We start from the raw sequence: 15129 nt of genomic DNA on the forward strand, positions 1-15129 counted from the left end.
GTACGCGGTCGCACCGCTGTCCCCATTCTGCGGTTGACATACTGTGTTTCGCACAGTACTGTGCGGCCCATGGTCGATACGGATGCCTTCGGAAAACTCGAACTCGAGCTGCGGCGCGGGGTGCTGGTGCTGGCCACGCTGTCGCAGCTGCGGGCCCCGCGCTACGGCTACGAACTGCGTCAGGCGCTGGCGGACAGGGGCATGGTCATCGAGGAAGGCACGCTGTATCCCCTGCTGCGTCGACTGGAAACCCAGGGCTTCCTGACCAGCGAATGGAAGATCCAGGACGGTCCGCCGCGGCGTTACTACGCCGTCAACGCGGACGGGCTCGCACTGCTGAAGAAACTCACCGAGTCGTGGCAGGGCATGAACACCACGATGCATCGACTCCTCCAGGGGGACTGACATGAAGAGCACCGAGATGAATGCGCATGCGACATTCGATGCGAACGAAATGATCGACAGCTATGTCGCCGATGTCGCCGTGCGGTTGCCGCGGGCGCAGCGCAACGACGTGGCGTTCGAACTGCGCGCCCTGCTCCACGAGGAACTGCAGGCGAAAGCCGAAGATGGCGGGCGCGTCGTCGATGCCGCGATGGCGCTGGAATTCCTGCGCGCGTTCGGCCAGCCCGCGGAGGTGGCCGCGCGTTATCGCCCGGCGCTGACCATCGTCGATCCGGCCGACGGCCGCACGTTCCTGGTCTGGAGCGTTGTGGGGCTGGCGGTGATCTGGGGCCTCGGGCTGCTGGAATTGCTGCAGCGCGGCGCCCAGGACGGCTGGGGCTGGGGGCGCATGCTGACCCTGCTCGGCCAGTGGCTGGGCGGCACCGTGGTCTCGTCGCTGTGGTGGCCGGGCGTGCTGGTGACCGGCTTCGCCATGGCGGCGGCGTCCCGGCGGCGCCGGTCGCGCACCTCGAACTGGACGCCGCGCCCCGAACATCGCATCGCCGGCGGCCGCATCGCGATGACGATGGGCGTGGTCGGCATGCTCTGCGGGATGGCGCTTCTGATCGAGCCCCGGTGGATCCTCGACATCGTCTGGGGCGGCAACGCCGCGCCGGCGGCGTACACGGCGCTGACCTACACCGACACGTTCGTGCACGGTCCCGCCTTCGTGCTGCTCGCGCTGATCGCGGTGAACGTGCCGCTGTACATCACGGTGATGGCGCAGGGCCGCTGGTCGCCGCGGCTGCGACGCATCGAAACGGTGCTGGGCCTGATCACCTGTGCGGCGATGGTGTGGGCGATCGTGGACGGCCCGATCTTCCTGTCCACGCACAGCGACGGCACCGCAAAAACGCTGATGGGGCTGATCGTCGCATACGTGCTGCTGCACCACGCGATCGTGGCGTATCGCCGGGTCCGGCCGACCCCGAAAACGCAGGCCCTGCGCTGATCGACACGGCCCCGGGCGACCTGCCCGGGGCCGATATCGAATGCCGCATCAATCCAGCCGCTTGCGGAACCGCGCGATCGCCAGCGTCATCATCACCGCGGTGAACGCGATCAGCGCCAGCGCATCGGGCCACAGCGCCCACAGATCCGCGCCGCGCAGCATCACCCCGCGGATCAGGCGCACGAAATGCGTCAGCGGCAGCACTTCCGCGATCCACTGCGCCGCGACCGGCATGCCGTCGAACGGGAACATGAAACCCGACAGCAGGATCGACGGCAGGAACAGGAAGAACGCCATCTGCATCGCCTGGAACTGGGTCTGCGCGCGGGTGGACACCATCAAGCCGAGCGAGAGGTTGGCCACGATCAGCAGCATCGCCGCGCCGTAGACGTCGATCAGGCTGCCGCGCACCGGGACATCGAACACGGTCATCCCCAGCAGCAGGACCACGCTGGTCTGCACCAGGCCGACGCCGACGTAGGGCAGCACCTTGCCGATCATCAGTTCCGCGCTGGAGACCGGCGTGGTGATCAGCAGTTCCAGATTGCCGCGCTCGCGCTCGCGCACGATCGCCATCGCGGTGAACATCACCATGGTCATGGTGAGGATCACGCCGATCAGGCTGGGCACGATGTTCACCGCCGAACGCCGCTCCGGGTTGTACAGCGGCAACACCGAAATGGACGCGGTCTTCAGCCCGCTGCCGCCGTCCAGCGGCATCGCCGCGAGCTGGCGCGCGGTCGCCTGCACGGAAGTATCGCTGCCGTCGACGACCACCTGCACCGCTTCGCGGCCGTCGAGACGCCGGCGTTCGTAATCGTGCGGAATGATCACGCCGATCTTGATCCGGCCGCGGTCGAGCAGCGCGTCGATGTCCTGCGGCGTGCGCGCCGGCGCGACCTGGCGGATGACGCCGGTGGCCAGCATGTCCTGCGCCAGCGCGCGCGAACCCGCGGTGTCGGCCATGTCGGCGACGGCGGCGGGCAGATTGCGCACGTCCGGATTGATCGCGAACCCGAACAGCATCAGCTGCAGGGTCGGAATGCCGATCATCATGCCGAGCGTGAGCCGGTCGCGGCGCATCTGCCGCAGCTCCTTCACCATCACCGCGAAGATCTGCGCGAATTTCATGCGGCCCTCGCCGGATCGGTGCGGTGGCTGGTGGCGGAGACGAACACGTCTTCCAGATTCGGCTCGATGTCCATGACCTCGCCGTCGATGCCCGCCTGCCGCAGCCAGGCCTGCAACTGCGCCGCGTCGCCGCCGGCCGCGGTCAGCACCCGCAGTTCGTTGCCGATCTGGGCGACGCTGAGCACGCCCGGCGCGCGATGCAGCGCGCTCTGCGCGCGTCGCGGCTCGGGTGCGCGCACGCCGAGCGTGCGTCCGGCGAGCGCGCGGGTCAGCTCGGCCGGGGTGCCGTCGGCGACCAGCCGCCCGGTGTCGAGAATCGCGATCCGGTGGCAACGTTCGGCCTCGTCCATGTAGTGCGTGGACACGAGGATGGTGGTGCCGGCGTCGGCGAGATCGAAGAGTTTTTCCCAGAAGTCGCGACGCGATTCGGGATCGACCGCGCTGGTGGGTTCGTCGAGGAAGAGCAGTTCCGGCGCATGCACGATCGCGCCGGCGAGCGCGAGGCGCTGCTTCTGCCCGCCGCTCATCGTGCCCGCGAGCTGTTTCTGGCGATCGGCGAAATCGTAGGCCTCGATCAACGCATCGATCCGTACCTTGCGCTGCGGCCGCTTCAGGCCCTGCACCTCGGCGAGGAATTCGAGGTTCTCGCGCACGGTCAGGTCCTCGTACAGCGAGAACTTCTGGGTCATGTAGCCGATCCGGCGCCGCAGCGCCTCCGCTTCCTCCGGAATGCGGAAGCCGAGCACTTCGATCTCGCCCGCGGTCGGCGTGAGCAGGCCGCAGAGCATGCGGATGGTCGTCGACTTGCCGGAACCGTTCGGTCCGAGGAAACCGTAGACATTGGCGCGCGGCACGCGCAGATCGACGCCATCGACGGCCTTCAGCGCGCCGAACTGCTTGCCGAGACCGCGGGCGACAATTGCGGGACGATCTGCCGAACGATCCGCGGGACGATCTTCCCGAGGCAAGGCGGCATGGTCGGGGGCGTTCACGGGCTCACCGTTTCGCGGCCGCGAAATCCACCCGCACCGGCAGCCCGGCCGGCAGATCCGCGCCGCCTTCGATGACGATCTCGGCGAGATAGCTCAGCCGCGCCGCGTCCTTGCCGCTCAGCGCGTAGTACGGCGTGAAACTCGGTTCGCTGCGGATCGCGCGCACGCGCCCGCGCAGCACGGCATCGCGGCCGTCGACATGCACCGAGGCCGCATCGCCGATCTTCACGCGCGCGCGGATCGGCTCGGGCACGTAGACGCGCGCATACGGCGCGTCGCCAATCAGCAGGATCGCCAGCGGCGCGCCCACCGGCGCCTGATCGCCGAGTTCGTAAGGCAGGCTGTCGATGCGTCCCGCGCGCGGCGCCACGATCTTCAGTTTGTCCAGTGTCACCGCCTGTGCAGCGGTCTGCGCTTCGGACGCACGCACCGCGGCCTGCGCCTGCGCGATGCGCTCGCGCCGCGCACCATGTTCCAACTCATCCAGCGCGGCCTGCGCCGTCCCCACGCTCGCGTCCGCGCTTTCGGCCGCGGCGCGGGCGCGATCGACCTCCGCCGCCGCGACCAGCCGGCGTTGCCCCAGCGGCTGCACGCGCGCGAGATAGGCGCGGGCGTCGCGGGCCACGGCCTGCGCATTCGCCACCCGCGCGCGCGCCTGATCGATCTGTTCGTCGCGCGTGCCCGCCTCCAGTTCGGCCAGCACCTCGCGCTGCTGGTCGGTCTGCGCGCGCAGCGCATCGGTCTGCGCAGCGATGCGCGTGGGTTCCAGAGTCATCAGCGTGGCGCCGGCCTTCACGCGGTCGCCTTCGCGCACGTCGACCGAGACGATCCGCTCCGCCGACGGCGCGGGCAACGCGATGCGGTCGTACTCCAACGTGCCCAGCGCCTGCGGCGCGTCGTCGGCGCAGCCGGCGAGCAGCAGTGCCGCCAGCATGGGAACCGTAACAATCGGAACGAAACACTTCGAAAGGAAACAGCACCGTCTACGCATCGCGCAGCTCCAGACCATGTTCGAGAAGGGTGAGGACGTGATCGCCGATCGCGTCGGCATCGATGTCGGCGGCGTCGAAGAGACCGCGCCAGATCGGCGCGCTCGCGGCCATGAACATCGTCTGGCCGATCAGCGAGGGCACCAGCAGGCGCGGGTCGATCCGCGGATTCAGCCGGCCCTGCGCCTGCGCCTGCGCGAAGCGCTCGGCCAGCGCGCGCGCCACCACCGGGCCGATGCGCTCCTGCATGAGCCGGCGCAGTCCGCCACCTTCGTGCAGCACTTCGCGCACCCACAGTTGCGGCAGCCACGGATGCGCCATCGCGGTGGCCAAGACCGCGCGCACGAACCCGCGGATCAGCGCGCGCGGATCGTCGCCGGCGTCCAGCAGCGGCGCGCGCAGATGCTGCGTGACCGGCATCAATCGTTCCTCGATCACCGCGTCCAGCAGCGCATCGCGATTGCCGAAGTAATAGTGCAGCAGCGCCGGCGTGGCCCCGGCCGCGGTGGCGATGTCGCGCAGCGAACTGCCGGCGATGCCCTGGCGTGCGAAACAGGCGACGGCGGCGTCGAGCAGCCGTCCGCGCAGATCCGCACCATCATCCGCGGCGGGCCGACCGGGCGACCGGCCGCGAGGCCGCAAGGCGGGGCGGGAAGCGGTGCCGGAAGGTTTGGATGGCGACATGATCATAAAATTAATTGTTCGATTAATTAATGTCCAGCCTGAACCCCGGCCCGACCGACGAACGGTCGGCGGCATGGTCTCCGCCCGCATCGCGCGCTACCCTTTCCGGCCTATGCAGACCCATGCGCTCCGCCCCTACAGCCGCGACTTCGCGCTCGACCCCGCCGATCCCGAACGCCTCGCCAACCTCGCCGGCCCTTTCGACGCCCATCTGCGCCAGATCGAACTGCGGCGCGGCGTGGAAATCGCCGGTCGCGGCAACCTCTTCCGCGTCAGCGGCGACGACGAAGCCAGCGTGGCCGCGACCGAGAAACTGCTCCGCGCGCTCTACGAGGAAGCCGCCGAAACCACGTTCGACGCGCAGGCGATCCATCTGCGCCTCGGCGGCGACGAGCCCGCCACGCCCGTGAACGCTGGCGGCTACCAGCCGCAGGACGTCGCGGTGAAGGTCAAGCGCGGCACCGTGCGCGGCCGCGGCGCGAACCAGCAGAAATATCTGCACGCGATCGCCACCCACGACATCAATTTCGGCATCGGCCCCGCCGGCACCGGCAAGACCTTCCTCGCCGTGGCGATGGCGGTGGAAGCGCTGAACACCGCGCGCATCCAGCGCATCGTCCTGGTGCGCCCGGCGGTGGAAGCCGGCGAAAAGCTCGGCTTCCTCCCTGGCGATCTCTCGCAGAAGGTCGATCCCTACCTGCGTCCGCTCTACGACGCGCTGTACGAAATGCTCGGCGTCGAAAAGGTCGCGAAGCTGCTGGAGAAGAACGTCATCGAGATCGCGCCGCTGGCGTACATGCGCGGACGCACGCTCAACGACGCCTACGTGATCCTCGACGAGGCCCAGAACACCACCATCGAACAGATGAAGATGTTCCTCACCCGCCTCGGCTTCGGCAGCACCGCCGTGGTCACCGGCGACCTGACCCAGATCGATCTGCCGAAGCACGTGAAATCCGGCCTGCGCGACGCCATCGACGTGCTGCGCGAGGTCGACGGCGTCAGCTTCACCTTCTTCGAAGCCCGCGACGTGGTCCGCCATCCGCTGGTGGCGAAGATCGTGCGGGCGTATGAAGCGCAGACCTCAAGGGAACAGGCCGCCCCATGAAATCCGACATCCGCGCGTGGTGTGCGCTGGTCTGCATCGCGTCGGCGCTGTCTGCCGCTCGCGCTGCGGACACGCCAGCGCCCCTTCTGCGCCCCTACGTCGAGGAATCCCGCATCTCCGCGCCGAAGCATGCCGGCTCGCTGCTGCTGACGGCTGCGGAGCACGATGTCGCTCGAAGGATGTCCGGCGTCGTCCTTCGTTACCGCGACGGCAACGCTCCGGAAACGACGATCACGTTCGTGATCCACCCGGCCGGGGATGAGCCGGAGCAGAAGTCGCTCAAGGCTGAATTCCGTGCCTTGCAGACACGGCTCGCCGAGGGCGCCGCCAGCGCCGGTCATGCCGATTACGAAGTCGTCGATGTCTCCGGCGTATCGGTGAAGCTGCCGCCGAAGCGCGGCAACTCGACGACCATCGACCTCGCCACCGGTCAGCCGATACCCAATCCGACGCCCTCCTCGCAGAACGATGTCCTTTATCCACAGAAACCGCTGCGCGGACAGCGGATGACGACGACCTATCTGGACCGCGGAGCCGGCAACGATGCGCCGTCCCGCCGGAGCAAGTACATCTATCTCTTCAATCGCCATATGTATTTCATCCGCGCCACGGTGACGAACACCGGAGTTCTCCCAAATCAGGAACTCGAAAAACGATCGGACGAGATCATCGAAAACATCGTCTCCCAGATTGGAATCGAGAACATCGGCCGTTGCGGCGCAATGTCGATGTACGTGAACGACGCCGCGACCGCCAGCATCGGACAGATTCTCCATGCGATGGAGGAAATGGGCTGGCGCAGTTGTGTCGAATCGACGACGGCCGCCACGCTCACCTCATCGAATGACAGCAGCGAAGTCGTGACCATCCGATACGAGCCAGCAGACTGGAGCGTGCAATGACCAAAGGCCCGATCCGCCTCGATGTCGCCGTCGGCTACGCCGCGCCGCGCGCGGGCGTGCCGGCGGCGACCAGTTTCCGGCGCTGGGTCGCGACCGCGCTGGAAGGACGCATCCGCGAGGCCGACATCGCGATCCGCCTGGTCGGCGAGGATGAAGGCCGCTCGCTCAACCGCCATTACCGCGGCAAGGACTACGCGACCAATGTGCTGAGTTTCCCCGGCGAATTGCCGGAAGGCGTGAAGCTGCCCAAGGGCGTGACCCTGCCGCTGATGGGCGACATCGTGCTGTGCGTGCCGGTCGTCGCCCGCGAAGCCGCCGAACAGGACAAGCCGGTCGCGCACCACTACGCCCACCTCACCGTGCACGGCGTGCTGCATCTGCTGGGCATGGATCATCAGGACGAACGCGAAGCCGAATGCATGGAACAACTGGAGCGCGACATCCTCGCCGAACTGGGCATCGCCGATCCCTATCGCATCCGCGATTGACGCCGCGGAGCACGCCGCTGTCGTAGGAGGGCCTTCAGGCCCGAGCTTTTCGGTCCGATCGCGATGCCCGATCGCGATGTCCGCGCGTGAAGCTCGGGCCTGAAGGCCCTCCTACAAAATCTGAAGGCCCTCCTGCGATGATCGGGCTCGGCGTTTATTCCACCTGCACTCGCACCACCTCGCCGAAACCGAGTTCGCGCACGCCGGCTTCGATCGTCTTCAGATCGCCGATGACGATCCACACCAGCTCATCGGGCTTCACCACGCGGCCGGCCTCGGCCAGCGCGGCCGGATCCAGCGCGCGCAGGTTGTCGGCGTAATCGTAGTAGTACTCCGGCGCACGGCCGGTGTTGACGTGATCGACCGCCGCCGAGATCAGCGCGTCGAGCGTCTCGAAGCGACCCGGCAGGCGCGCGACCTGGCTGCGCATGATGCTGTCGTATTCCTCTCCGACCAGCGGACGCGCGCCGGCGACGCCGCGGATTTCCTTCAGCACTTCGATCATCGATTCCTTCGTCTTGTCGGTCTGCACCGGCGCGGTGACCACGAAGCTGCGGGTGCCGCGCGCGCCGGACAGCCCGCCGGAGGTGCCGTACGACCAGTGCTTCTCCAGGCGCAGATTGCGGTTCAGGCGCGACGTCGCCATGCCGCCGAAATTGCGCATCACCGTTTCCAGCGCGAGATCGCCCGGGGTGGCGCCATCCGGACCGAGATGCGCGGCCACGATCACCGACTGCGGCGCATCGGGCTTGTCGACCAGATACACCTTGCCGCGGCCGGGCGAATTCGCCGCGGCGAGCGCCTTGGCCGGCGCCTGCCCGCCGCGCCACGCGCCGAAACTGCGTTCCAGTTCGGGCACCAGCGTGGACAGATCGATGTCGCCGGCGACCACCAGCGTCGTGTTCGACGGCACGAACCAGCGCCGGTGCCAGTCCAGCAGTGCGTCGCGCTGCAGCGCCGACACCGACGCGGCCGTGCCGAGACTGCCACCGGGACGGCCGTAGGGATGTTCGGCGCCGTACAGCAGCGGCGGCAGCAGTCGCTGCACCGCGCCGCCCGGATTCGCGCGCTGCTGTTCGATCGCGGCGAGCTGCTGCTTGCGCTGCAGGTCGACCATGTCCTGCGGGAACGCGGGATTGCGCGCGACATCCGCGAGCAGATCCAGCGAGCCGCCGAGGTTGGCGCGCAGCGCGGTCATGTACACGAACGACTGGTCCAGCGAATTGCCGGTGCCCAGGGTCGCGCCGAGCGCATCGCGTTCGTCGGCGATGCGGAAGGCATCGCGCGTGGTCGTGCCCTTGAGGAACAGATCGAGCGCGAAACGCGAGGTGCCCGGGGCCGTCGCCGGATCGGCGCTGGCGCCGGCATCGACCGCCAGCGCCATGCTCACCAGCGGCGCCGAATGGCGTTCCAGCAACACCACCTTCATGCCGTTCGACAGCGTCGCGCGCTGCATCCGCGGGAACGCGACCTTCGGCGGCGCGCCCAGCGCGGGCAGCGCGGTGCGGTCGAACGTGTCGCGACCGGCAGCGAGTTTCGGGAAGGGTTCCACCACCAGGGTCGCGTGATGGCCGCGCAGCCACGTCTGCGCCGTGGTCTGAACGTGGTTCGGGCTCAGTCCCGCCAGATCGCGCAGCCGCTGCAGATAGGCTTCGGAATCGCCGTGATAGGTCTGGCTTTCCGCGAGCACGTCGGAACGCCCGCCGAAACCGCCGAGACGCTCGATGCCGCGGGCGAACGCGGCGAGGAACCGCGTGCGCGCACGCTGCAGATCGGCCGGCGCCGGCCCCTGCTTCAACAGCGCGGCGAGCGTGGCGTCGAGTTCACGTTCGGCGGCGACCGGATCGGCGCCGGGCTTCACGTCGACGGTAACGATGAAGGTGCTCGCGAGTTCGCCATCGTTGACGAAGGCGCCGACATTGGTCGCGAGCTGGGTCTCGAACACCAGCCGGCGATCCAGCGGCGCGCTGTCGCTGCCCGACAACACGCTGGCAAACAGTTCCATCGCATGCACGTCGCGCGCGCCGCCCGGCGGCAGCGGCCACGCGCGGTAGATGCGGTGCTGCGGCACGCGATCCTGCATCGTGTCGCGGATGTCGCCGTCGAGCCGCGGCACCCAGGCTTCCAGCCGCGGCAGCGGCGGGCCCGGCGGAATCGCGCCGAAATACTTCGTGGTCAGCGCCTTCGCCTGCTCGACGGTGATGTCGCCGGCCAGCGCCAGCACCGCATTGTTCGGGCCGTAGTAGGTGGCGTACCACGCCTTCACGTCTTCGAGCTTCGCCGCCTGCAGATCGTCCATGCTGCCGATCGTCGACCAGCTGTAGGGATGCGAATACGGGTACATCACCTGCAGCAGGCGCTCGAAACTGCGGCCGTAGGGCTGATTCTCGCCCTGCCGCTTCTCGTTCTGGACCACGCCGCGTTCGCGCTCCAGCATCTCCTGATTGATGTTCGCGGCGAGGAAACCCATGCGGTCCGCTTCGAGATACAGCGTGCGTTCCAGCGCCGAGACCGGCACGTCCTCGAAGAAATTGGTGCGGTCGGTATTGGTCGTGCCGTTGCGGTTGTTCGCGCCGAGATCGTCCATCGCCTCGCGGAAGCCGTGCGGATAGTTCTGGCTGCCGTTGAAGAAGAAATGCTCGAACAGATGCGCGAAGCCGGTGCGCCCGCGACGTTCGTCGCGCGAGCCGACGTGATACCAGACATTCACCGCCACGATCGGCACGCTGTGGTCTTCGTGCACCAGCACGGTCAGGCCGTTGGGCAGCACGAAGCGTTCGTGCTTGATGCGCAGCTGCTCCACATCGGGCACAACCGGCGTGGCGGCGAAGGCCGCGGCGACGGGCGCCGCGAGCGCGCAGAGGAGGACGAGGGCGGAGGCGAATCTGCGCATGGCGAGGCTCGATCGGACGGGAATGGAGACGGGACCGGAGCCGGTGCGCTCGGCACGCACGGCTTTCGGGCCGCTGACCGTAGCAGCGCCGCCGATGCGCACGACAGGGCCGGAAGACAGGGGCAATTCGTGTCCGCAACGCCCCGGATTCATCCAAGCGTTTGATTTTGCAAAGAATCCCCCGGCCGACCCCGGTCGCGAACGCCCCACCCCGCATGCGCACCTCGCCCCGCTCCGCTAAACTGGCCCACTCCGCCCGCACGGGCGATGCCATGACGACAATGTCCGAGGACGACAGTACCCGCGCGCCGGACGGCGCCGCGAAGCCCGCCGACAAGCCGGCTTCCGACAAACCCAACGGCCGCAAGGCCGACAAGGGCCGCTCCTGGCTCTCCCGCCTGAGCGCCGCCATTTCCGGCGAGCCCGACAATCAGGAAGATCTGGTCGAGCTGCTGCGCGACGTGCAGGCCGACGGCGTGATCGATGCCGACACCCTGCGGATCATGGAAGGCGCGGTCGCCATTTCCGACATGAGCGTCGGCGACATCATGGTGCCGCGCGCGCAGATGGTGGTGCTGCCGGTCGACGGCAAATTCCTCGCGCTGATGAAGGAAGTGGTCGAATCCGGCCATTCGCGCTTCCCGGTACACGGCGAAGACAAGGACGAAATCCTCGGCATCCTGCTCGCGAAGGATCTGCTGCGCGGCGTGGTGACCGACAACGGCCCGAGCACCGTGCGCGAACTGCTGCGCCCCGCGGTGCTCGTCCCCGAATCCAAGCGCCTCGACATCCTGCTGCGCGAGTTCCGCCAGTCGCGCAACCACATGGCGATCGTGATCGACGAATACGGCGGCGTCGCCGGCCTCGTCACCATCGAGGACGTGCTGGAACAGATCGTCGGCGAGATCGACGACGAGCACGACGACGCCGAAGACCCCAACGCGCTGATCGCGGCCCAGGCCGACGGCCAGTATCTGGTCGACGCGCTGACCCCGATCGCCGACTTCAACGCCCGGTTCGGCGCGGATTTCGCCGACGACGAATACGACACCATCGGCGGGCTGGTCACCTCGGCCATCGGCCACCTGCCCGAAGCCGGCGAAGAGCTGACGCTGGGCCGCTTCGGTTTCCGCATCGCGCACGCCGACGCGCGTCGCCTGCACACGCTGCACGTGAGCGTGCATGCCGCGTAAGCCGATGCAACGCGCGCGGCGCCTGTTGATCGGGCTCTGCGCGCTGTTCTTCGCCCTGGCGGCACAGGCCGCGCCGCGGATCGGCGTGGCGACGATGCAGCCGGGCGAGATCTTCTTCGAACGTTTCGGCCACAACGCCATCGTCGTCGACGATCCGGCGACGAACGAAACGCTGTCCTACAACTTCGGTTTCTTCGACATGGAAGAAGCCGGCTTCATGGGTCGCTTCATCCAGGGGGACATGCGCTATTACCTCGCGCGCCTGCCGTGGCGCGACGACCTGCAGTACTACCTCGACAGCGGCCGCGGCGTGCGCATCCAATGGCTCGACCTCACACCGGCGCAGGCCGAGGCGATGGCCGCCGCGCTGGCGGAGAACGCGAAGCCCGAGAACGCGCGCTACCGCTACGACTACTTCACCGACAACTGCGCCACCCGCGTGCGCGACGCCGTCGACCGCGCGCTCGGCGGCGCGCTGAAACCGCAGCTCGTCTCGCGCTCGCAGGGCAACACCTACCGCAACGAAGCGGTGCGCCTGGCCAGTCCGGCGTCGTGGATGTGGCTGGGTTTCGACATCGGTCTCGGCCCGGCCTCGGATATGCCGCTGTCGCGCTGGGAAGACGCCTACGTGCCGATGCGCCTCGCAGACAGCCTGCGCGAAGCGCGCCTTCCCGACGGCCGTCCGCTGGTACTCGCGGAAGACGAGGTCGCGCCGCACCGCATCGCGCCCGAACCCGCCGAATTCGCGTTTGTGTGGTGGCGCTGGCTGCTCGCCGGACTCGCGATCGCCGCGCTGTGGAGCCTCTGGCGTTCGCGTGCACCGCGCAGCGCCGCCGCCGCCGCGACGCTGTTCTGGCTCGCCTCCGCCACACTCGGCACGGTGATGCTGCTCGTCTGGCTCGGCACCGAACACCGCTTCGGCTGGGCCAACCGCAATCTGCTGCTGCTCAGCCCGCTGTGCTGGCTGCTGCTGCCGGGCGGCTGGCGCCTGCTGCGCGGCCGCGCACCTGGACGCCTGTTCCGTATCGCGCTCGCGACGGTCGCGGTCGGCGCCGTCCTCGCACCCTTCGCGCACTGGGTCGCCGCCGTACCGCAGGCCAACGGCCACTGGATCGCCCTGCTGCTGCCGATACACGCCGCCCTCGCGCTGGCGTGGCTGCGCCCGCGCCCATAGATCGCCCCTGTAGGAGGGCCTTCAGGCCCGAGCTTTTGATCTTGATCCCATCGCAGAGTTCGGGGCTGAAGCCCCTCCTACAAAACCACACGCCCGTCGCCCCGTAGGAGGGCCTTCAGGCCCGAGCTTTCCCGCCCTCGGAAAACGCCTACCTCCAACCGCGGCTTGGCCTGATTCCACAGACTCGGGCATCCACGCATCCTGCCCGGATGAACCACGGACATCATCGACTCCGAAAAGGCCGCGTTTCGCAACCGGGCCGAATCTACCTGGTCACGTTCTGCACCCACGCACGCAAACCGATCTTCCGGGAACACGGAATCGCCACCGATGCAGCCGCCGCACTGCTCGAATCCCGGCACTGGACCGGCGCGCACCTCATGGCATGGGTATTGATGCCCGATCACTGGCACGGTCTGATCCGGCTCGATGCGGACATCTCTCTCTCGCAACTGATCGGCAGGCTGAAAGGCGCGAGCGCACGCACATTGGGGCAGCGTCATCCGCACGCCGGGCGCGTCTGGCAGGACAGCTTCCACGATCGCGCGCTGCGCGCCGAAGAAGACCTGCCGACCGTCGCGAACTACATCCTCAACAATCCCGTGCGTGCGGGCCTGGTCGACACCGCCGACGCCTATCCGTTTTCGCAAGGCCTCCCTCTGTAGGAGGGCCTTCAAGCCCGAGCTCTTGATCTTGATCCGTCGCAGAGCTCGGGGCTAAAGCCCCTCCTACAAATCACACGCCCGTCGCCCCCGTAGGAGGGCCTTCAGGCCCGAGCTCTTGATCTTGATCCATCCCAGAGATCGGGGCTAAAGCCCCTCCTACAAAAATCACACGCCCGTCGCCCCCGTAGGAGGGCCTTCAGGCCCGAGCTCTTGATCTTGATCCGTCGCAGAGCTCGGGGCTAAAGCCCCTCCTACAAATCACACGCCCGTCGCCCCCGTAGGAGGGCCTTCAGGCCCGAGCTCTTGATCTTGATTCATCGCAGAGCTCGGGGCTGAAGCCCCTCCTACAGGCCATCTCACACCGCCCACCTCCTACGGGATCCTGCGGCGCTCAGGCCCACGCTTGCCCCACCCGCCCGATCCCGGCACGATGCCGCGCATGAGCACGCCCAATCCCGCCGTCCCGACGCTGCCGCAATGCGTCGTGAACTGCGCCGTCTACCGCGACGGCGTCCGCACCGACATCGGCCTCGACCAGATCAGCGACGTGCTCGCCGCGGACGACGGCAGCTTCGTCTGGGTCGGCCTGTACGAACCGGAAGAAACCCTGCTCGACAAACTGCAGGAGGAATTCTGCCTCCACGACCTCGCGATCGAGGACGCGCAGCACGCGCACCAGCGCCCGAAGATCGAGGCCTACGGCAATTCGCTGTTCCTCGCCGTGCACACCGCGCAGCTGGTCGAAGGCCACGTGCGCTTCGGCGAGACCCACGCCTTCGTCGGCCCGCGCTTTCTGGTGACGGTACGCCACGGCGCCTCGCTGTCGTACCGCCACGTCCGCGCCCGCTTCGAGCGCGAACCCGAGCTGCTGTCGCAGGGCCCGGCATTCGCGCTGTACGGCATCCTCGATTTCATCGTCGACAACTACCAGCCCATCGTCAACGAATTCCGCGACGAACTGAACGCGCTGGAGCACGAGATCCTCGCGTCCTCGTGGCGCCGCGACACCATCGTCAAGCTCTACGAACTGAAGAAGGAACTCACCCAACTGCGGCTCGCGATCGCGCCGCTGCAGGACATCCTCGCCCAGCTCACCCGCACCCAGATGACCCAGGTGACCGAGGAAGCCAAGCTCTACTTCCGCGACGTGCTCGACCATGTCGTGCGCCTCAACGACGCCATCGACACCCTGCGCGAAATGCTCAGCGCCGCGATGAGCGTCAACCTCTCGCTGGTCACCATCCAGCAGGGCGAAACCGTCAAGAAACTCGCCGGCTGGGCGGCCCTGCTCGCCGCACCCACGCTGATCGCCAGCTGGTACGGCATGAACTTCGAACACATGCCCGAACTGCACGGCAAGTACAGCTACTGGATCCTCATCGGTACCGTCGTCGTCGTGTGCGTGGTGCTGTACCGCTATCTCAAGAAAGTCCGCTGGCTGTAGGGCGGGCTCAAGCCCGCCCGAACGATCCCGCCGCGGAACAGCAGGCATCCTCGTTCCATCGCAGACTGGT

General features: G+C 67.8%; 14 protein-coding genes. 9 read left to right on the forward strand and 5 right to left on the reverse strand.

All coding sequences use genetic code 11. The features are described from left to right. The first annotated feature begins 69 nt into the window (after positions 1 to 69). Both ABD974_RS02570 and ABD974_RS02575 read left to right on the forward strand, forming a co-directional pair. Positions 70 to 405, forward strand: coding sequence for a PadR family transcriptional regulator (locus ABD974_RS02570; protein ID WP_345301692.1), 336 nt, complete (start codon positions 70 to 72; stop codon positions 403 to 405). Position 406: 1 nt separating this feature from the next. Then, the gene (locus ABD974_RS02575) at positions 407 to 1396 is read left to right on the forward strand and encodes a hypothetical protein (RefSeq protein WP_345301693.1); all 990 of its coding nucleotides are present in this window, start codon (positions 407 to 409) and stop codon (positions 1394 to 1396) included. Between the two features lie 48 nt (positions 1397 to 1444). Here ABD974_RS02575 and ABD974_RS02580 read toward each other — a convergent pair whose 3' ends face one another. The 4 genes from ABD974_RS02580 to ABD974_RS02595 form a co-directional block, all read right to left on the reverse strand. Beyond that, entirely contained in the window at positions 1445 to 2527 is a 1083-nt protein-coding gene (locus ABD974_RS02580; RefSeq protein ID WP_345301694.1) for an ABC transporter permease, read from the reverse strand. Next, the gene (locus ABD974_RS02585; protein ID WP_345301951.1) at positions 2524 to 3447 is read right to left on the reverse strand and encodes an ABC transporter ATP-binding protein; all 924 of its coding nucleotides are present in this window, start codon (positions 3445 to 3447) and stop codon (positions 2524 to 2526) included. The genes ABD974_RS02580 and ABD974_RS02585 overlap by 4 nt, the downstream gene beginning before the upstream one ends. 76 nt (positions 3448 to 3523) lie before the next feature. Continuing rightward, entirely contained in the window at positions 3524 to 4453 is a 930-nt protein-coding gene (locus ABD974_RS02590) for an HlyD family secretion protein (RefSeq protein WP_345301695.1), read from the reverse strand. Between the two features lie 49 nt (positions 4454 to 4502). Further along, entirely contained in the window at positions 4503 to 5192 is a 690-nt protein-coding gene (locus ABD974_RS02595) for a TetR/AcrR family transcriptional regulator (protein ID WP_345301696.1), read from the reverse strand. Positions 5193 to 5304: 112 nt separating this feature from the next. On the opposite strand from ABD974_RS02595, the gene ABD974_RS02600 reads away from it, so the two are divergent. From ABD974_RS02600 to ybeY, 3 genes are read left to right on the forward strand one after another with little or no spacing between them, the layout of a single operon-like run. Further along, positions 5305 to 6300: a PhoH family protein gene (locus ABD974_RS02600; protein ID WP_345301952.1), complete on the forward strand. Its 996-nt coding sequence runs from the start codon at positions 5305 to 5307 to the stop codon at positions 6298 to 6300. After that, positions 6297 to 7202 carry a hypothetical protein gene (locus ABD974_RS02605; protein ID WP_345301697.1) on the forward strand — a complete coding sequence of 302 codons (906 nt, stop codon included), beginning with the start codon at positions 6297 to 6299 and terminating at the stop codon, positions 7200 to 7202. Before ABD974_RS02600 ends, ABD974_RS02605 begins: the two co-directional genes overlap by 4 nt. Further along, complete coding sequence (gene ybeY / locus ABD974_RS02610) at positions 7199 to 7690, forward strand: rRNA maturation RNase YbeY (protein ID WP_345301698.1); 492 nt, start codon at positions 7199 to 7201, stop codon at positions 7688 to 7690. Before ABD974_RS02605 ends, ybeY begins: the two co-directional genes overlap by 4 nt. Positions 7691 to 7844: 154 nt before the next feature. Here ybeY and ABD974_RS02615 read toward each other — a convergent pair whose 3' ends face one another. After that, a complete protein-coding gene (locus tag ABD974_RS02615) occupies positions 7845 to 10583 on the reverse strand; it encodes a M16 family metallopeptidase (protein ID WP_345301699.1) in 2739 nt (912 codons plus the stop codon). Between the two features lie 281 nt (positions 10584 to 10864). On the opposite strand from ABD974_RS02615, the gene ABD974_RS02620 reads away from it, so the two are divergent. The 4 genes from ABD974_RS02620 to corA all read left to right on the forward strand — a co-directional run bounded on the left by ABD974_RS02620 (position 10865) and on the right by corA (position 15059). Next, positions 10865 to 11776, forward strand: coding sequence for a CorC family transporter (locus ABD974_RS02620; RefSeq protein ID WP_345301953.1), 912 nt, complete (start codon positions 10865 to 10867; stop codon positions 11774 to 11776). A gap of 4 nt (positions 11777 to 11780) precedes the next feature. Then, positions 11781 to 12950, forward strand: coding sequence for a lipoprotein N-acyltransferase Lnb domain-containing protein (locus ABD974_RS02625; RefSeq protein WP_345301954.1), 1170 nt, complete (start codon positions 11781 to 11783; stop codon positions 12948 to 12950). A gap of 209 nt (positions 12951 to 13159) precedes the next feature. Further along, positions 13160 to 13615 carry an REP-associated tyrosine transposase gene (locus ABD974_RS02630; protein WP_345301700.1) on the forward strand — a complete coding sequence of 152 codons (456 nt, stop codon included), beginning with the start codon at positions 13160 to 13162 and terminating at the stop codon, positions 13613 to 13615. 439 nt (positions 13616 to 14054) lie between these two features. Further along, positions 14055 to 15059 (forward strand): magnesium/cobalt transporter CorA, encoded by a 1005-nt coding sequence (corA, locus tag ABD974_RS02635; protein ID WP_345301701.1) that lies wholly within the window; start codon positions 14055 to 14057, stop codon positions 15057 to 15059. The last annotated feature ends 70 nt before the right edge of the window (positions 15060 to 15129 follow it).

The sequence above is a fragment of the Lysobacter hankyongensis genome, from assembly GCF_039543145.1.
GTDB classification, from domain to species: domain Bacteria; phylum Pseudomonadota; class Gammaproteobacteria; order Xanthomonadales; family Xanthomonadaceae; genus Lysobacter_I; species Lysobacter_I hankyongensis.